The organism is Anaerostipes stercorihominis (genome assembly GCF_057535655.1).
In genome coordinates this window covers 146,164-164,267 of the sequence record NZ_BAAJCL010000004.1, presented here as the reverse complement: position 1 = coordinate 164,267, position 18,104 = coordinate 146,164, and the positions used below count along the sequence as shown (strand labels likewise).

The window sequence follows — 18,104 nt, the reverse complement described above, 5'->3', positions numbered from 1 at the left end:
GAGGAAATAAAATGGCAGATGATCGTACAGGAAAAATCACTCAGGTGATCGGTGCGGTTTTGGATATTAAATTTGAGGACAGCAGTTTGCCGGAAATTAATGACGCAATTGATATTCAAACAAAAGACGGGGAGAAACTTGTCGTTGAGGTTGCACAGCATTTGGGTGATGATACCGTAAGGTGTATCGCAATGGGACCGACGGATGGATTGGTCCGGGGAATGGATGCGGTTGCCACCGGCGGACCGATCTCAGTTCCGGTCGGAGAGGAGACTCTGGGGCGTATTTTTAATGTTCTTGGAGATCCGATTGATAATAAACCGGCGCCGGCAGGCGCAAACAGATTACCAATTCACAGAAAAGCGCCGGGATTTTCTGAGCAGGCAACCCAGACAGAGGTTTTGGAAACCGGAATCAAAGTTGTTGACTTACTTTGCCCATATCAAAAGGGTGGAAAGATTGGTTTATTCGGCGGTGCGGGAGTTGGAAAAACGGTTTTAATTCAGGAGCTGATCCGGAATATCGCAACGGAACATGGAGGATATTCTGTATTTACCGGAGTTGGAGAGCGCACCCGTGAAGGGAATGATTTATATACAGAGATGAGCGAATCGGGAGTTATTGACAAAACCGCTATGGTTTTCGGACAGATGAATGAGCCGCCGGGAGCGCGTATGAGAGTGGGACTGACAGGACTGACCATCGCGGAAGATTTTCGTGACCGGGGCGGAAAGGACGTCTTGTTATTTATTGATAATATTTTCCGTTTTACTCAGGCCGGTTCCGAAGTTTCTGCGCTTCTTGGCCGTGTGCCAAGTGCGGTAGGTTATCAACCGACGCTGCAGACGGAGATGGGAGCGCTTCAGGAGAGAATTACGTCAACGAAAAACGGATCGATCACATCGGTTCAGGCGGTTTATGTACCGGCAGACGATTTAACAGATCCGGCTCCTGCAACAACCTTTGCCCATCTGGATGCTACTACAGTTTTGTCTCGTGCCATCACGGAAATGGGAATTTATCCGGCAGTGGATCCGCTGGAATCAACTTCAAGAATTCTTGATCCAAAGATTGTGGGAGAAGAACATTATAAGGTAGCCAGAGGTGTACAGGAGATTTTACAGAAATACAAAGAATTACAGGATATTATTGCGATTCTTGGTATGGATGAGTTATCGGAAGAAGAGAAACTGGTTGTAGATCGTGCAAGAAAGGTGCAGAGATTCTTATCTCAGCCGTTCTTTGTGGCGGAGCAGTTTACAGGAAAACCGGGACAGTATGTAGCTCTTAATGATACCATCCAGGGATTCAAGGAGATTCTGGAAGGAAAACATGATGATATTCCGGAAGGAATGTTCCTGAATGCAGGAAGCATTGATGAGGTTGTAGAGCGCGCCCGGGCAAAAAGCAGGTAGGTGGTTGCATGGCAGAAAAGACAATGAGATTAGAAGTCATTACACCGGAACGGCTTTTTTATGAAGGCGATGTTGTGATGGTGGAACTTGCCACAACAGAAGGTGAAATCGGAGTTTATCCGGAGCATCTTCCGATGACAATGATTTTGGCGCCGGGTATTTTGACAATTACGGAACCGGGGGGAACCAAAAAAGAAGCGGCCTTGATGAAAGGATTTCTGGAAATTACAAAAGAAACTATGACGATCTTGGCAGAAGTGGCAGAGTGGCCCGGAGATATTGATATCGAGCGGGTGAAGCGGGCGAAGGAGCGCGCAAAACGACGTTTGGCAACAAAAGAATCTCAGATGGACCAGGAAAGAGCGGAGTTAGCGCTGAGGCGGGCGTTAATCAGGGAAAAGCTCGTAAAATAATATTAAAAACAGAAAAGCCGTACTCTTTTTCATATGGAGAGTACGGTTTTTCGCGGTTTAGCGGTTTGCCAAATTATTATTTTGATATCTGGAGTCGAATGTGACTTCATCATCGAACCAGGACGGACCTTCATATTCCAGGGCAGCTTCCTCGCTGGGGAATTCGACTTCCGCCATCGTCAGTCCCTCGTGTTCGCCATGAAAGACATCCAGCTCAATAATATAACCATGGTCTGTTGGAATTTTGTAGCGGGTTTTCTGAATAAGAATTCCGTCAATTTTGGGCAGCAGATGATCGTATGCTTTTTTGTCCAGAGGAAATTCAGATTCGGTTCTGGACAGCAGTCCTCTGGTTTTGAAAGTAAGAAAGTATTGTCGGTTCATGCGGCGGATTCGGATGACAGGATCCATGCATAAATAGCCCTGTTCAATCTCGGAATGTGGATAAGTCTCAAGATTTTCAGGCAGATTGTGTACAATAAATTTCCGCTCAATTTCCATAACAGTTTCCTCCGTTTCTTTTTCTTTATTATACCCATGGTGTATGATATAATCAACAAAGATCATATAAAAAACAGAAATAAAGGAGATTTTCAGATAAAATGCGGTTAAGAAATGTACCCGGAGCAAGAGAGACAATTATTGCAAGTCCTCTTTCTGTACAAAATGCACAAGAGTGGAAAGGAAGATGGGCGGAACAATTCGGAAATCATCATCCGATTTATATCGAAGTCGGCATGGGAAAAGGGAAGTTTATTGTTGAGATGGCGAAGAGAAATCCACAGTTTAATTACATTGGAATCGAAAAGTATTCCAGTGTTCTGGTGAGAGCGGTAGAAAAGCTGGGGGATTTTGAACAGCAAAATTTACGTTTGATTCGTATGGATGCAGAAAATCTTGAGGATGTATTTGGTCGGGAAGAGGTTGCAGGTATCTATCTGAATTTTTCAGACCCATGGCCGAAGGATCGTCATGCAAAACGACGCTTAACATCCACGAGATTTTTGGAGCGTTACAATCAAATTCTTCGTGAGGATGGGCGCGTGATGTTTAAAACAGATAATCGGCCCCTGTTTGATTTTTCTCTGGAACAGATTCAGGAGGCAGGATGGATTCTGGAGAATTTTACCTATGATCTTCATCACAGCGAGTATATGCAAGGAAATGTGATGACAGAGTATGAAGAGAAGTTTTCTGCGAAAGGAAATCCAATCTGCAGACTGTGTGCTTATCGGAATCAATTAGAAAAGGATTGCATAAAATAAAGAAAAAGTGGTAATATAATCATGAAACTAGGAAAATGTCAAAGAAAGATCCATTTATTTTTATATGTACATCCGTGCATTTACCGATGGATTTGCAGATTTTTCGCTTCTCTGGAAGAAGCAAAAAAATGTCTTTGCAGCCGAGAATAGGAGAAAGAATCATGGAATATAAATTTACCAAGGACAATTTTGAGAAAGAAGTGTTAAAAAGCGATGTTCCGGTGCTGGTGGATATGTTTGCAACCTGGTGCGGACCATGCCAGATGATGGGACCGGTGGTGGAAGAGCTTGCACAGGACTATGAAGGAAGCGTCAAGGTCGGGAAACTGGATATTGACCAGGAAAGTGAAATTGCCGCACAGTATAGTGTGATGTCTGTGCCGACCTTTTTGGTATTTAAAGATGGAGAAGTAAAAGGCAAGCTGATTGGAGCAGTGGCAAAAGACCAGCTTCAGAAGCTGATTGATCAGGCACAATAAAATTTATCACAACGGATATCCAAAGCGAACACTTTTCCTGCGGGTTTGAAAGTGTTCGTTTTGGGTACAGAAAAAAGCGCAGATTCAGACCGGATTTGCGCATTTTTTATAATACCGGGAAAGTTCTGACTTTCCTATATTATGGATGGGAGGATATGATGAATATTTTAAATATAGAGCATGTCAGTAAAGTCTATGGAGAAAAGATTTTATTTGATGATATTTCTTTGGGAATTCATCAGGGAGATAAAATCGGGGTCATTGGGGTCAATGGAACCGGGAAAACCACCTTGCTGAAGGTCATTGCGGGAAGGACAAGTACGGATCAGGGAAAGGTGATTTGCGGGAATGGAATTTCCGTATCTTATCTGCCTCAAAATCCGGAGTTTTCAGGGACGGAAACAATTTTATCCTATGTGATAAAGGGAGGGCGGCATCAGGATTGGAATGCAGAAACTCAGGCGAAGATGATCCTTACAAAACTGGGAATTCTTGATTTTCACCGGTCAACTCAGCATTTATCCGGCGGACAAAAAAAGAGAATCGCGCTTGCCAGAACTCTGGTTGATCCTGCGGAAGTTTTAATTTTGGATGAGCCCACCAATCATTTAGACAACGATATGGTTTTGTGGCTGGAAGAATTTTTAAATGCATTTCAGGGAGTCTTGATTATGGTGACTCATGATCGATATTTTTTAGATCGGGTTACCAATAAAATTGTGGAAATTGACGGCGGAAAACTCTATGAGTATCACACCAATTATTCCGGCTTTGTAGAACGCAAGCTTCAGCGAGAAGAAATGGAACAGGCTGCGCAGCGGAAACGAAAAAGTCTTTTGCGGGTGGAAATGGAATGGATGAAGCAGGGCATCAAAGCCAGAGGAACCAGACAAAAGGCCAGAGCAGAACGGTATGAACAATTGAAGAATACCAAAGGTCCTCAAAAGCAGCAGAAGGTTGAGATGGATTCCGTCAGCAGCCGTCTGGGGAAAAAGACCATTGAGTTAAAGGATGTATCGAAGAGCTTTGAAAACCGGAATTACATTTCACATTTTTCTTATATTATGTTAAGAGAGGACCGACTGGGATTTATCGGACCAAACGGCTGTGGAAAATCGACGTTAATGAAAATGATCACAGGAGATTTAAAACCGGATCAGGGAGAGGTCATTCGGGGCGAGACGGTAAAGATCGGTTATTTTGCGCAGGAAAATCATGAGATGCCGGAGGATTTGAGAGTCATTGATTATATTAAAAATGCTGCGGAGTATATTGAAACGCCCAACGGAACGGCGAGTGCGTCCCAGATGCTGGAGCGGTTCTTGTTTCCGCCCAAGCTTCAATATGTTCCCCTTGGCAAATTATCCGGCGGAGAGAAACGGCGTCTGTATTTGCTGAGAGTTCTCATGGAGGCACCCAATGTACTGATTTTAGACGAGCCTACCAATGATTTAGACATAGAAACCTTGACGATTCTGGAAGATTATCTGGATACCTTTCAGGGAATCGTCATTACGGTATCCCATGATCGGTATTTTCTGGACCGGATTGTTCAGCGTATTTTTGCTTTTGAAGAAGGCGGAAAGCTGGTTCAGTATGAAGGCGGATATTCCGATTATCTTCAAAAGGTGAAGAAGAAGGAAAAACAGAAATTAAAACCGGAAAATAAAGGAAAGAAATTTCAAAAAGAACACCAAAAGAAATTAAAATTCACGTTTCTTGAACAGAAAGAATATGAAAGTATTGATGAGGAGATTGCCGGACTGGAGACGGAAACTGAGAGACTGGATCAGGAAATTTTGGATAACGCCACCAATTCGTCAAAACTGGTGCAGCTGGCAGAGGAAAAAGAAAGGCAGGAAAAAAAGTTAGAAGAGAAAATGGAACGATGGGTTTACCTAAATGATCTGGCAGAAAAAATTCAAAATCAGTCATAGAAAAAGAATCCTGACGGAGATCAGGATTCTTCATTTTCTTCAATTTTAATATTTTTCTTGTAGAGACGGTAGTCAATCCAATTTTGAATCAGAAATTGAACTGTGGCAAAAAACGGAACGCCAAGAAACATTCCCAAAGGACCAAAATAGGCGCCGCCCACAGTGATGGAAAACAGGATCAGCAGAGGGCGGACTCCGGTGGAATCTCCGAGGATTTTAGGTCCCAGAATCAAACCGTCAAACTGCTGCAGTAAAAAGACCATAATAATAAAAATCAGACATTTCGTCGGACTGACAATGAATAAAATGAAGGCTCCGGGAACGGCGCCGATAAAAGGTCCGAAATAAGGGATCATATTGGTAACACCCACAATCACACTGATTAAAACAGCGTAGGGAAGTTTTAAGATTGTCATTAAAATAAAACATAAAATGCCAATAATCAGAGAGTCAATGGATTTTCCGATAATAAATCCGGAAAAAATTTCATGACAATCTTTTAAGATCCGAAGAGTGCGGTAAGAAGCTTCTTCGTTGAACAGAGCCAGAATGATTCTTTTTCCGCTTCTCTTCAGCAGAGCCTTATCAATGGTCATATAGATCGAGACGACGAAGGCAATGAACAGATTAAACAGCCACCTGGCAATGGACACAGAAGCTTCATAGAGCATTGGCACAAGGTTGGCAATAATATCATTGCTTGCTTCCAATAAGTTGGGGAGCGTTTTTGTTTCGATGATTTCTGCAATCTGCCGCGGAAGAAAATCGGAGGTGCTCTCCCGATAATCATAAAAGATACCGGAGACAGACTGATAGATTTCCGGAATCATTTGAGAAAGTTCCTGAAGGCTTTCATATAGCTGCGGAATAATAAACTGCAGACAAATGATAAGAAAACCGACCAAAACAAGATAGCTGATGAGGATGGAAACTCCGCGCTGCAATTTGGACGGTGCATTTTGAAAGAGACGTCCGGTGAGGTGCCGCTGAAAAAAGGAGACAACCGGATTCATGATATAGGCGATGAGAAATCCAAGAAAGAACGGAAAAAGAATACTCCATAATTGCAAAATAAATTTGCTGGTCGTTGCCCATTGGGTGATAAAACGAAATAATACACACCCGATTAAAATGACAACAATTGCGTAAATAGAAATGTTAAAATATTTTTTATTTGATTCAAATTTATGATTTCCCGACATGAACGGCTCCTTTTCTAAACATAATCATCATAAAACAAAAAAACACCATCCCCGGCTCTATGTAACCAAAAACAGTGCTTTAGTACGCGATGAGGGGTTCGAACCCTCGACACCCTGATTAAGAGTCAGGTGCTCTACCAACTGAGCTAATCACGCATATTTGAAGTTGTTGCTTCCTTAACGCAAGATTCATTATATATGATCGACAGACAGAATGCAAGCATAAAATTCAATTTTTTTAATTTTTTTTGTTGGAAAACATCTGACATGGTATAATATGGTGATTGAAGCGGCATATAGTAGGAATGAAAGGAAGATTTTATGGTGTTTAAAGTGGCATTGGCACAGACAACTTCGACAAAGCAGCCGGAGGAGAATTTAAAGAAAGCAGAGGAATATCTAAAAAAAGCATCGGAACAAGGAGCTTTTATGATCGTTTTTCCGGAGTATTTTATGAATTATTATCCGGAACAAAATTATGTAAAAAAAGCGCAGAAGTTATCCGGATGTTTTGTCATGAAAATGCAGGAATTGGCGCGAAAATATAAACTATGGATTCTTTTTGGGATGAATCAGAAAGCTTTTTCAGATAAAAAAAGCTACAATACCATCGTATGTTTGTCAAGTCAGGGAAAGATTTTGGGAACGTACCAAAAGACTCATTTGTTTGATGCTTTCTCATGGAAAGAATCACAGGATACTGTGCCGGGAGATGGATTTATGACGCCGATTGAGACACCTGCGGGACGTTTGGGCATCGGAACATGCTATGATCTTCGATTTCCGGAAGTAGCAAGAGACGCGGCTCTTCAGGGAGCACAGGTGATATGCTATCCGTCCGCCTGGGTACGCGGAGAAGGAAAGTATCTGCAGTGGAAGACTCTTTTAAGAGCTCGTGCCATAGAAAATGAACTTTACGTTCTGGGATGCTGTCATTACAGTGCCGGACATTATATGGGTCGGAGTGTCGGATTCGGACCGGACGGGAAAAAACTTTATGAGGGTGGTGAAGGGGAAGAGCTACTAATTGCCCGGATTTATCCGGAAAAGGTTCGAGAGGTGCGTCGGGCAAATCCTGTTTTTGAAAATTTAAGAAAAGATCTGTATCCAAGAGTCAACGCGCCTGATACGCAGTGATTATTTTGGGTATGAGAAAAATGCTTTTTGTTTTCAATATCAGATGACCGGCTCATACAGATCTTTGGTTTCAATAGAAATGCGGAAAGGGCGGATGAGTCGAATGGAATAGTTGCTCAGATACTGAATGGCGTATTGAATCATGTTCTGGATCTCATCGGCAGGGTAATCTGCATAGCTTAAAATCATACGCAGCTCCATAGAAGCCATTTGGTCAATTAAATCGATCAAAGGAGTTTTCAAAGCCATCTGGACAATTTCTTTTTCAATGCCGAAATCCATTTGAGCAAGAATTTTCAGCTCAAGATCAGTGAGATGACGGTATTTGTGGATGATGGGTTTATAAAAAACTTTTTCATTTTCAATCATCAAAGGATTAAATGGTTGTTCGTGGTTCATTTCAGATAAAAAACGTGAGTAGTGTGGGTTGAGCAGAATACGATAGTAAGCAAAGATAAAAATACAAAGCTGCATTTCAAGAGCCGGTCCTCCGGCGATTTTCCAGCAAGCGCGGGATACTTTGGCCCAAACATTATTGTAGACGGTCATTCCAAGAGTTTTCTTGTTTTTAAAATGATAGGAAATCAGCGCTCGATTGACATGAGCATGTTCACAGATTTGATCATATGTGGTGGTGACAAAACCATTTTCATAAAATAAATCAGTGCTGACATCAAGAATTCGTTGTTTGGTCTGTTCACCGGATAAATACGAATGCGACATTATGGTTCTCCTTTTATATCTGCCATTTGAAAAGTATTTGTCTGGATTAAGCTAAATTATACATTGCAATATGAAAAAATTCAATGGAAGGATTGGATATTTTTGGATACAATTACGGAATAAGTCTGCTGTTATGCAGTTTAGATACCTAAAACGAACACTTTCCTGCGGATTGAAAGTATTCGCTCTGAGTAGGTGCATTTTTGAGGGATTCTTGGTACAATAAAAAGCGGAGGTATCAGAAGATGAAAAGATTTGAAGAAAGTACGTATGGGAAAAAGGCAGGAGAACTGTTTTTGGAAGGATATAATTGTGCACAATCGGTATTTCTGGCGTTTTCAGACTTCTATGAACTGGATTGGAAGGCTGCTGCCAGACTAAGTTCGTCCTTTGGCGGAGGCATGGGAAGGCTTCGGGAGGTTTGCGGCGCTGTCAGCGGAATGTTTCTGGCAGCAGGATATATCTTTGGATATGATTCTCCGACTGATTATGAGAAGAAAAAGGAACACTATGCAAGGATTCAGAAGCTGGCGGGAGAATTCAAAGAATGCTGTGGATCCATTGTGTGCCGGGAGCTTTTGGGATTAGAACAAGGCAAAGATACGCCTGTTCCCGAAAAAAGGACGAAGAATTATTATAAAAAACGTCCATGCAGACAGATGGTGGAGACGGCAGCATGTATTTTGGAAGAATATTTAGAAACCATGCATAAAATTTAGAGGAAATCAGAGAGGTGAGAACTTTGCTCAGAGGAAAGAAGATCGGAAAGAAAATATTGCTTGCCACAGTTCTTATTTTAGCCGGAGCAGGCGGGGTGTTATTCTATAAGAATAATATTGCGATGAATCCGGGGGATACACTGTTGAAATATATGTCTTATGCAGAAGAGGGCGAATATGATAAGATGTATCAGATGCTGGATGAAGAGAGCAAACAAGGAGTATCGGAAGAAGAATTTGTCAACCGGAATCAGAAAATCTATGAAGGAATTTCGATGAAAAATCTAAAGATTACAATTACATCGAAAAAAAGAGATACTACAGTGGCGTACCGGGTGGAAATGCGTACGAAAGCAGGAAAAATTAAATATGGAAATAAGACAAGCTTTGTAAAAGAAGGCCGGAGATATCGGGTGAAATGGGATGATTCAATGATTTTTCCACAGCTTGGGGCAGAAGATAAAGTAAGAGTCAAGACGCTGTATGCCAAAAGAGGGGAAATCATAGACCGAAAGGGGAACCTTCTTGCAGGAGAGGGAAAAGTATATTCTGTTGGACTGGTTCCCGGTAAAATGAAGGAACAAACAGTGGCACAGGTTTCAAAGCTTTTGGGACTGTCAAAGGAAGAGATACAAAAGAAACTGGGTCAAAAGTGGGTGACGGAGACGTCATTTGTTCCCCTGGTAAAAATGGAAGAGTATTCCAAGGAACTCTTAAAAGTTGACGGGATTATGGTGTCCACAGAGACAGATCGAATTTATCCTCTGGGGGAAGCCGCAGCACATCTGACAGGATATATACAAGACGGAGAGGGAAAAACCGGACTGGAAAAGCTCTATGATGCACAGTTAAGAGGAACCGACGGATTGGAAATCTGCATCGTGGATGAAAAGGGACAAAAGAAACAGTCTCTGGCAGTGAAAGCTCAAAAGGATGGAACGGATCTTAAAACGACAATTGACAGTAAATTACAGATTGCCATTTATGAACAATATAAAAACGACCGGAGTGCCCATGTGGCAGTCAATTCAAAATCGGGAGAAATACGTGCTCTGGTAAGTACGCCGTCCTATGACAATCAGGCATTTGTATGGGGAATCAAAACAGATCAGTGGAATAAGATTCAGAAAGATCCTGCGAAACCGATGCAAAATCGCTGGAAAGGAACATGGTGTCCGGGATCTTCGCTGAAACCGGTGATTGGGGCGATCGGGTTAACAACCGGGAAGTTCACAGCAAAAGAGGATTTTGGAAACAGTACAACCCGGTGGCAGAAGGATAAAAGCTGGGGAGGATATTATGTGACAACGCTGCACAATTATAAAGACCACAATTTAACCAATGCAATGATTTATTCTGATAATATTTATTTTGCCAAGGCAGCTTTAAAAATCGGAGAGGCTTCTCTGAAAGCGCAATTGGAAAATCTGGGGTTCAAAAAGGAGATGCTGTTTCCTTTTGGGCTGAGTGTATCTTCCTATGGCGCGGATGGTTTTACTTCTGAAATTCAACTGGCAGACAGTGGTTACGGACAGGGGCAGATGATGGTTAATCCTGTTCATATGGCGGCAATGTATTCTGCTTTTTCTAACGATGGAAACATGTTGAAGCTTCGTTTAATAAAGGAAAAGACAGAGGAAAAGCAAATATGGAAGAAACAGGTATTTTCCAAAGATGCTGTCAAATCAATTCGCTATGCGATGAAGCAGGTGATCGAAGATTCCAACGGAACCGGGCATCGGGGAAGAATCCCCGGCGTTTCAATCATAGGAAAAACGGGAACTGCCGAAATTAAAAAATCGAAAGATGATACGAAGGGAACAGAACTTGGATGGTTTGTGACCATGACGGAGAAAACAAGCCGCACAGAAGCTCTGGAGCTGGTATCGGTTGTGGAAGATGTAAAACATCGGGGAGGAAGCGGTTATGTGGTTTCTAAAACGAAAAAGATTCTTACACCCTACTTGCAGCAGCCATAGAATTTTGCAGTTGGATAGGGTTTCTGGAAAAAAGAAATACTGCATGATTTTGAGCTTATGTCTTATCTTTTTCTTTGGTACGGGATGCGAGAAACAGCAGAGGAGGGAAACATCCTCCAAAGCTGCAAAAAAAGAAACACAAGATCAATGGAAGCCTCTGGAGATCTCATCGGAGGAAAAGGAGCATGCAGGGACACAAACAGATCATATTGGAGAGATTTATCAGAAAATATTTCCCAATAGAGAGGAAACGCCTTTGAAAAAGGAGCAGGGGCGGCTAATCAGTGCTTTGGAGCAGCAAAACTATGCAGTGGCAGATGTAGATGGAGTTCTTGCTCAAAAAAGTACCGGCAGAGCACAAAATTTTTACAATCTATGGGAACATAGGAAGACGGGAGAGCTTCAAATGATAAAATTAAATCCTTCCGGAGGCTTTAGTCTTATGACTTTGAGTAAAACAAAAAACGGGGGACATGGAATTTTGACAACGGTGATTCCAACAGATCAAGGAAGGTTTTCTGTAAGTGAGATGGTAAAATATAAGATAAAAAAGGTATGGTTGGAAAAAAAGAGTTTTTGCTTTGAATTTTATCTCTCAGATCAGGCGGAGCTGCAGACCGATGGAACAATGAAATTTTACCTTCGTGGGGAGCGAACCTCTCAATGAGATCAAAGCCTTGGGCAGAAAGCGGCATGCATCCGGAAGTTTTGGATGGAAGGAAACGATTTCCGACAAAATCTAAATTTTTGTTTATAAATTATTCACAGTCTCTTCATTGATCTTCGATGGGAGATTGATTATACTTTCTTTCAAAGGAGATGAAAAGAACGATGAGAGAAAAAATTTATCAATTTATGCAGGGAAGGTACGGAAATGATGATTTCAATCGCTTTTTATGGAAGATTGTGATCGTAGGATTTGTATTATCCTTATTTACCGGAAGAGTTGCAGTGGGGATTGTTTCGGTTGGGAGAATTTTTTATTGGATTGCACTGGTTTGTTTAGTTTCTTGTTATATTCGCATGTTCTCCAGAAATATTTATAAAAGATCTGAAGAAAACCGATGGTTTTTAAATAAAACTGCGGGAGTGCGAAATTTTTGGCAAAATCGAAAATATAGAGCCAGCCAGTTAAAAGATTATCACATATATACCTGCCCGGGATGCGGACAGAAAATTCGGATTCCAAGAGGAAAAGGAAAAATTGAAGTGCGTTGTCCGAAGTGTTATGCCACCTTTATAAAAAGGAGTTAGGATGTTTGGGTATATTATTATCAATAAGCCGGAGATGAAATTTAAAGAATTTGATGTTTATCAGGGGTATTACTGCGGGCTTTGCAGAAAATTAAAAGAACATTACAAAGCGGCAGGGCAGATGACCCTGTCCTATGATATGACCTTTGTATTGATGGTTCTTTCCAGTTTGTATGAACCGGAAACCAAGGATGCGATGACTCGATGTGCCATCCATCCTTTGCACAAACATTTGACAAAAACAAATGAGATTACGGACTATGCAGCACATATGAATGTGCTGCTTACATATTATAAATGCAAAGATGATTGGATGGATGACGCCAAGAAAAAGCAATGGGTCTTAAAACAGATTTTAGAGCGTAAAACAAAGTTTTCCAGGAATTTTTACCGGGAAAAATGGAATAAAATTGACCGTTTGCTCCAAACATTGACGCAGGAGGAGAAAAAGGACCGCAGAGATTTGGACCATATGTCCGGATTATTTGGAAAAATCATGGCGGAAATTATGCTGTATCGGAGAGATGAATGGGAAGAATTGCTGAGCAGATTTGGTTTTTATCTTGGGAAGTTCATTTATCTGATGGATGCATACGAAGATATTGAGGAAGATTTGCAGCATCGAAATTATAATCCATTAAAGCAGTTATATCAAAAGCCTGACTTTGAAGAGTCCTGTCGGCGGATTTTAACGATGATGATGGCGGAATGTTCCAAAGCCTTTGAACAGCTTCCGCTGATTGAAAATATTGAAATTTTACGGAATATTCTGTATTCTGGTATATGGTACCGTTATGAACAGGTGCGGGAGAAAAGAGAAAAGGAAAAGGGAAAAGAAGATGGCAGATCCATATGAGATTCTCGGAGTATCGAGAGATGCCTCCGAAGAAGATATAAAAAAAGCATATAAGCGTTTAAGCAGGAAATATCATCCGGATGCGAATTTGGACAACCCCAAGGCGGCAGAGGAAAAATTCAAACAGATTCAGCAGGCATATCAGCAGGTAATGAAGGAAAAAACGTCGGGATACAGTCAGGGAAATTCCTATGGCGGAAATCAGGGAAATCCTTATGGCGGACAAGGTGGTTCTTACGGAGGTCAGGGAGGCAATCCCTATGGAGAATGGAATCCTTTTGAAGATATTTTTGGGAATTTCGGCGGTTACTATGGCGGAGGAGGACAGCAGCAAACGAGCGCAGGTTATGAAAAAGACACTCATCTGCGTGCAGCAGGCAACTACGTGCGAAATGGGTATTATCAGGAAGCCAGAAATGTTCTGGATGGAATGGAGGCGGGAAAGCGCACAGCCCGATGGTACTATTACAGTGCGGCAGCCAATCAGGGACTGGGCAATAATGTTACAGCGATGGAACATGCCAGACAGGCGGTGGCTATGGAACCGGGAAATTATGAGTATCAGGCTTTGCTGAGTCAATTGGAAGGAAATGGTTCATGGTATCAGCAGCGCCAAAGTACGTATCAGAATCCATATGCTTCCGGCGGTGATTGCTGCATGAAGCTTTGTATGCTGAATTTGTTGTGCAATTGCTGCTGCGGCGGAAGATATTGGTGTTAGGAGGATGGGATGAGTAAAATTATAGGGATTGATTTGGGAACGACAAACTCTTGTGCAGCGGTGATGGAAGGCGGTCAGCCGGTTGTGATCCCAAATTCAGAAGGCGGAAGAACAACTCCGTCGATTGTTGCGTTTTCAAAAAACGGAGAGCGAATGGTAGGAGATCCGGCAAAGCGTCAGGCAGTGACCAATGTAAGCCGCACGGTGGCTTCTGTGAAACGGCAGATGGGAACCAGCAAAAAGGTGAAGATTGACAGTAAAAAATATAGTCCGCAGGAAATATCGGCAATGATCCTCCAAAAATTAAAAAAGGATGCGGAGGATTATCTCGGGGAAGCCGTCACAAGAGCCGTTATTACAGTTCCTGCCTATTTTAGTGACGCGCAGAGACAAGCCACAAAAGATGCCGGGAAAATTGCGGGACTTACGGTGGAACGAATTATCAACGAGCCTACGGCAGCGGCACTTGCTTACGGACTGGATAAGTCTGTATCTCAAAAAATTATGGTCTACGATCTTGGCGGCGGAACATTTGACGTTTCCGTCATTGAGATTGGAGATGGAGTGGTGGAAGTTCTTGCAACATCGGGAAATAACCACCTTGGCGGTGATGATTTTGACGCCAGAGTTGTTCAGTATATTTTGCGTGAGTTTCAGGCGGCAGAAGGGATTGATTTGTCCAGGGATGAGACGGCGGTGCAGAGAATTACCGAAGAGGCAGAAAAAGCCAAAAAAGAATTATCTTCTGCTATGACGGTACAGATAAATTTACCGTTTCTTACCGTTGGAAAAGACGGACCAAAACATCTGGAGATGACCCTGACAAGAGCGAAATTCCAGGAACTGACCAGTGATTTAATTGAGCAGACCCAGGGACCGGTGAGTCAGGCTTTGTCGGATGCCGGAATCAGCGCTTCCCAGCTGCATATGGTTTTACTGGTAGGAGGATCTACCAGAATGCCTGCGGTCAGTGAGAAAGTCCGTCAAATGACCGGGAAAGAACCAAGCAAAACGATGAATCCGGATGAATGTGTGGCGCTTGGAGCGGCAATTCAGGGAGGAAAAATTGCAGGAGATGCCGGACTCAATGAGATCCTGCTGATGGATGTTACGCCGTTGTCTTTGTCCATTGAGACCGCAGGGGGAATGGCTACCAGGCTCATCGAGCGCAATTCTACAATTCCAACCAGATATAGCCAAATCTTTACGACAGCTGCCAATTTCCAGACAACCGTGGAGATCAAGGTTCTTCAGGGAGAACGGGCGATGGCAAGAGATAATCAGGTCTTGGGAACCTTTCGTTTGAAGGGAATTAAGCGTGCAATGCGCGGAGTTCCGCAAATTGAGGTAACCTTTGATATTGATGTCAACGGAATTTTAAATGTATCTGCAAAAGATTTGGGAACAGGGAAAGAACAGTCCATTACGATCACTGCCAGTTCCAATTTATCAGATCAGGAGATCGAGAGAGCCGTGGAGGATGCAAAGGCATATGAATCTCAGGATCAGGAAAAGAAAGACGCTATGGAACAATATCATCAAGCAGAAGCTTTGCTGTATCAGGGAGAGCAGTATCTGTCTCAAAAGAAAAAGGAATTGAGCAGAGAACAAAAATCAGATATAAAATCTGCGATTCGTGATTTGAGAAGAGCCATGAAAGTAAAGCCTCAGAATATTACGGAAGAAGACGGCAGAAAAATAAAAGAAGCCTCTGATTTCCTGCAAAGTAAAATTGTGTAAACCTTATTTGAAACAGCATAATCAGAAAAAAGAATGGGAAGATTATTAGTGATAATTCTTCTCATTTTTTTGTGTAGACAAAATCAATTACATGGCGTATGATACAAATAGTTAGTTAAAACTAACCGTAAGGAGGAAGCAAATGAGATATCAAACAGAGTTAAGTCAGGTAAAGTGGAGCAAATGTATGCAGATGCAGCTGGCAATGCATTGCGCCCCTGTTTTGGCAGATGTAAAGCCATCCAACGCAGTGACTCTTGATTTTACAGATTCAAAAGAATTAGTGCAGTCTCTGAAAGGGACAGAGATCCGATGTGCCCTCATCCATTCCGAAGAAGGAAAATGCTTTTGGCTTCTTTACCGGGAACAGCAAATGCTGGCATATCTGATGGGAATCAAAAATCGAAAATTTTTAGAAAACTGCGGCTATTCATCCTTTCAGATTCAAAATATCCTTTATACACTCAGAAAACGATATAAACTTTACAAAAACGAACAGGGAGAGTTTCCTCATGAGCTTGGCTTAATTCTTGGATATCCATTGTGTGATGTCACTGGTTTTATTAAAAACCATGGGAAAAATTGTTTATATTCAGGATATTGGAAAATTTATGGAAATTTAGAAGAAACCAAAAAGCTGTTTGATATCTACGATTTAATTCGATACCAAATGGTGAAGCAGGTGGAATACGGGAAATCCATTGGGCAGATGGTGGAATCTTATCAAAACTATCAGGTTCCAAAATATGCCTAAAAAATAAAAAAGAAACGTTCAAAGGAGGATAAGAAATGAACGAAATTATGGTAGTTTACTGGACAGGAACAGGAAATACGCAGGTTATGGCAGACTATGTCGCAGAGGGAATTCGAGAAGGCGGGAAAGAAGCAAAAGTTGTTTCCGTAGATGAGATTCAGGCGTCTGATCTGAAAGATGCTGCCGCATTTGCTTTAGGCTGCCCTTCTATGGGAGTGGAGCAGCTGGAGGAATCCGTGATGGAACCATTCGTGGAAGAAGTAACAGGGTTTGCCGCGGGAAAAACCATTGGATTATTTGGGTCTTACGGCTGGGGAGACGGTGAGTGGATGAGAAACTGGGTCGATCAGATGCAGGAAGCCGGAGCTGTTGTGGCTGGCGGAGAGGATGCCATTTGTCAGGAAGCACCGGATGAGGAAGCGCAGGATCAATTAAAAGCTCTGGGGAAAGAGCTTGCAGCTGTCTAGTGGGAAATAAAAAGGGGTGCCGGGCATAGAAAACATGTCCGGCAAAACTTATTTGAAAGAAGGAGGGTCATAATGAGTGTTGTAATTATCGGAGGTCATGACCGTATGGTCTGTCGTTATCGGGAAATTTGTAAGAAACATCGATGTAAAGCCAAAATATTTACTCAAATGCCGTCATCGTTAAATAAAAAAATAGGAAACCCGGATTTGGTTGTTCTCTTTACCAATACGGTATCCCATAAAATGGTAAAATGTGCCGTCAGCGAGGCAGAAAATAAGAACATCGAGGTGGTCAGAAGTCATTCCAGCAGTCAGGCTGCGCTGACAGAAATTTTAGAGGAACGCTGTCAAAAGAGCAGATCAGAAATTCTAACAGTATAATATGAAGTTGGGAAAAATATATAAAAATTTGGAAAAACGCTTGACAAAATGAAATGGTTAGCGCATACTAACGATTGAGAAAGACAGAAGCACAAGCAGAAAAGAGGAAGCAAAATGCCGTTGATTATGGTTGGAATTGGAGAAACATGTATCATTCAGAGAGTCGGTGGAAATGAGGAAACCAGACGATTTCTTGAGAATCTCGGGTTTATTGCGGGAGCATCTGTGACCGTTTTGTCGGCAATCGGAGGAAATTTAATCGTAAATGTCAAAGATGCAAGAGTTGCAATCAATAAAGATATGGCAAAGCATATTATGGTTTCGTGTGACTGTGAGATCAGATGAGAAGGAAAGGAGATACCGTCATGACATTAGGAGAGGCAGTTGTTGGAACAACGGTTATAGTATCAAAGATTGATGGAGATGGCGCTTACAAACGTCGAATTATGGATATGGGGATTACAAAGGGAAGCGAGCTCTATATTCGGAAAGTGGCACCGCTGGGGGATCCTGTGGAAATTACAGTGCGGGGATATGAGCTTTCTGTGAGAAAGAACGATGCGCAGTGTGTCGAAGTAAGAGAAATTTAATGTACATAGGTTAGTAGTAACTAATATGTGGAGATCCGTAGGATCTAACAAATGTTGTTGGAATTGGGCAGA

Annotated in this window: 21 protein-coding genes and 1 tRNA gene; 18 read left to right on the top strand and 4 right to left on the bottom strand. The window is 42.1% G+C overall.

From position 1 onward, the window contains the following. Positions 1-11 precede the first annotated feature (11 nt). Both atpD and atpC read left to right on the top strand, forming a co-directional pair. A complete protein-coding gene (gene atpD, locus AC27EF_RS06380) occupies positions 12-1,415 on the top strand; it encodes a F0F1 ATP synthase subunit beta (RefSeq protein WP_487109678.1) in 1,404 nt (467 codons plus the stop codon). A gap of 8 nt (positions 1,416-1,423) precedes the next feature. Further along, positions 1,424-1,828: an ATP synthase F1 subunit epsilon gene (gene atpC, locus AC27EF_RS06375; RefSeq protein ID WP_487109676.1), complete on the top strand. Its 405-nt coding sequence runs from the start codon at positions 1,424-1,426 to the stop codon at positions 1,826-1,828. Positions 1,829-1,885: 57 nt separating this feature from the next. Here the strand turns inward: atpC and AC27EF_RS06370 are convergent, their stop codons facing one another. Continuing rightward, entirely contained in the window at positions 1,886-2,329 is a 444-nt protein-coding gene (locus AC27EF_RS06370; protein WP_487109675.1) for a CYTH domain-containing protein, read from the bottom strand. A 101-nt stretch (positions 2,330-2,430) separates the two neighbouring features. Between AC27EF_RS06370 and trmB the strand changes: the two genes are divergently transcribed. From trmB to AC27EF_RS06355, 3 genes are all read left to right on the top strand, one after another. Beyond that, positions 2,431-3,093, top strand: a complete 663-nt coding sequence (trmB, locus tag AC27EF_RS06365; protein ID WP_487109673.1) for a tRNA (guanosine(46)-N7)-methyltransferase TrmB — start codon at positions 2,431-2,433, stop codon at positions 3,091-3,093. A 161-nt stretch (positions 3,094-3,254) separates the two neighbouring features. Beyond that, on the top strand, positions 3,255-3,572 hold the full coding sequence (gene trxA / locus AC27EF_RS06360; protein ID WP_487109672.1) for a thioredoxin: 318 nt from the start codon (positions 3,255-3,257) through the stop codon (positions 3,570-3,572). Positions 3,573-3,730: 158 nt separating this feature from the next. Then, positions 3,731-5,509 carry an ABC-F family ATP-binding cassette domain-containing protein gene (locus AC27EF_RS06355; protein WP_487109795.1) on the top strand — a complete coding sequence of 593 codons (1,779 nt, stop codon included), beginning with the start codon at positions 3,731-3,733 and terminating at the stop codon, positions 5,507-5,509. Between the two features lie 20 nt (positions 5,510-5,529). On the opposite strand, the gene AC27EF_RS06350 is transcribed toward AC27EF_RS06355, so the two are convergent. Both AC27EF_RS06350 and AC27EF_RS06345 read right to left on the bottom strand, forming a co-directional pair. Further along, positions 5,530-6,711 carry an AI-2E family transporter gene (locus tag AC27EF_RS06350; protein ID WP_487109670.1) on the bottom strand — a complete coding sequence of 394 codons (1,182 nt, stop codon included), beginning with the start codon at positions 6,709-6,711 and terminating at the stop codon, positions 5,530-5,532. 83 nt (positions 6,712-6,794) lie between these two features. Next, positions 6,795-6,867: transfer RNA gene (locus tag AC27EF_RS06345), tRNA-Lys, on the bottom strand. 165 nt (positions 6,868-7,032) lie between these two features. On the opposite strand from AC27EF_RS06345, the gene AC27EF_RS06340 reads away from it, so the two are divergent. Then, complete coding sequence (locus tag AC27EF_RS06340) at positions 7,033-7,848, top strand: carbon-nitrogen hydrolase family protein (RefSeq protein WP_487109668.1); 816 nt, start codon at positions 7,033-7,035, stop codon at positions 7,846-7,848. A 39-nt stretch (positions 7,849-7,887) separates the two neighbouring features. Here the strand turns inward: AC27EF_RS06340 and AC27EF_RS06335 are convergent, their stop codons facing one another. Further along, positions 7,888-8,571, bottom strand: coding sequence for a TetR/AcrR family transcriptional regulator (locus AC27EF_RS06335; protein WP_487109667.1), 684 nt, complete (start codon positions 8,569-8,571; stop codon positions 7,888-7,890). A gap of 245 nt (positions 8,572-8,816) precedes the next feature. On the opposite strand from AC27EF_RS06335, the gene AC27EF_RS06330 reads away from it, so the two are divergent. The 12 genes from AC27EF_RS06330 (at position 8,817) to AC27EF_RS06275 (ending at position 18,032) form a co-directional block, all read left to right on the top strand. Further along, positions 8,817-9,290, top strand: a complete 474-nt coding sequence (locus tag AC27EF_RS06330) for a C-GCAxxG-C-C family protein (protein WP_487109666.1) — start codon at positions 8,817-8,819, stop codon at positions 9,288-9,290. Between the two features lie 14 nt (positions 9,291-9,304). Then, the gene (locus tag AC27EF_RS06325; RefSeq protein WP_487109664.1) at positions 9,305-11,269 is read left to right on the top strand and encodes a penicillin-binding transpeptidase domain-containing protein; all 1,965 of its coding nucleotides are present in this window, start codon (positions 9,305-9,307) and stop codon (positions 11,267-11,269) included. Between the two features lie 43 nt (positions 11,270-11,312). Then, complete coding sequence (locus tag AC27EF_RS06320; protein ID WP_487109663.1) at positions 11,313-11,936, top strand: DUF6070 family protein; 624 nt, start codon at positions 11,313-11,315, stop codon at positions 11,934-11,936. A gap of 164 nt (positions 11,937-12,100) precedes the next feature. Next, positions 12,101-12,523 carry a zinc ribbon domain-containing protein gene (locus AC27EF_RS06315; RefSeq protein WP_487109662.1) on the top strand — a complete coding sequence of 141 codons (423 nt, stop codon included), beginning with the start codon at positions 12,101-12,103 and terminating at the stop codon, positions 12,521-12,523. Position 12,524: 1 nt separating this feature from the next. After that, entirely contained in the window at positions 12,525-13,379 is an 855-nt protein-coding gene (locus AC27EF_RS06310; RefSeq protein WP_487109661.1) for a DUF5685 family protein, read from the top strand. Next, positions 13,363-14,100 (top strand): J domain-containing protein, encoded by a 738-nt coding sequence (locus AC27EF_RS06305; protein WP_487109660.1) that lies wholly within the window; start codon positions 13,363-13,365, stop codon positions 14,098-14,100. The genes AC27EF_RS06310 and AC27EF_RS06305 overlap by 17 nt, the downstream gene beginning before the upstream one ends. Positions 14,101-14,109: 9 nt before the next feature. Then, a complete protein-coding gene (dnaK, locus tag AC27EF_RS06300; protein WP_487109659.1) occupies positions 14,110-15,840 on the top strand; it encodes a molecular chaperone DnaK in 1,731 nt (576 codons plus the stop codon). Between the two features lie 142 nt (positions 15,841-15,982). Continuing rightward, complete coding sequence (locus AC27EF_RS06295) at positions 15,983-16,594, top strand: DUF3793 family protein (RefSeq protein ID WP_487109658.1); 612 nt, start codon at positions 15,983-15,985, stop codon at positions 16,592-16,594. A gap of 35 nt (positions 16,595-16,629) precedes the next feature. Beyond that, positions 16,630-17,061: a flavodoxin gene (locus AC27EF_RS06290; RefSeq protein ID WP_487109657.1), complete on the top strand. Its 432-nt coding sequence runs from the start codon at positions 16,630-16,632 to the stop codon at positions 17,059-17,061. A gap of 72 nt (positions 17,062-17,133) precedes the next feature. Beyond that, the gene (locus AC27EF_RS06285; RefSeq protein WP_487109656.1) at positions 17,134-17,442 is read left to right on the top strand and encodes a DUF2325 domain-containing protein; all 309 of its coding nucleotides are present in this window, start codon (positions 17,134-17,136) and stop codon (positions 17,440-17,442) included. A gap of 114 nt (positions 17,443-17,556) precedes the next feature. Beyond that, a complete protein-coding gene (locus tag AC27EF_RS06280) occupies positions 17,557-17,787 on the top strand; it encodes a FeoA family protein (protein WP_487109654.1) in 231 nt (76 codons plus the stop codon). Between the two features lie 20 nt (positions 17,788-17,807). Then, positions 17,808-18,032 (top strand): FeoA family protein, encoded by a 225-nt coding sequence (locus tag AC27EF_RS06275; protein WP_487109652.1) that lies wholly within the window; start codon positions 17,808-17,810, stop codon positions 18,030-18,032. Positions 18,033-18,104 lie beyond the last annotated feature (72 nt).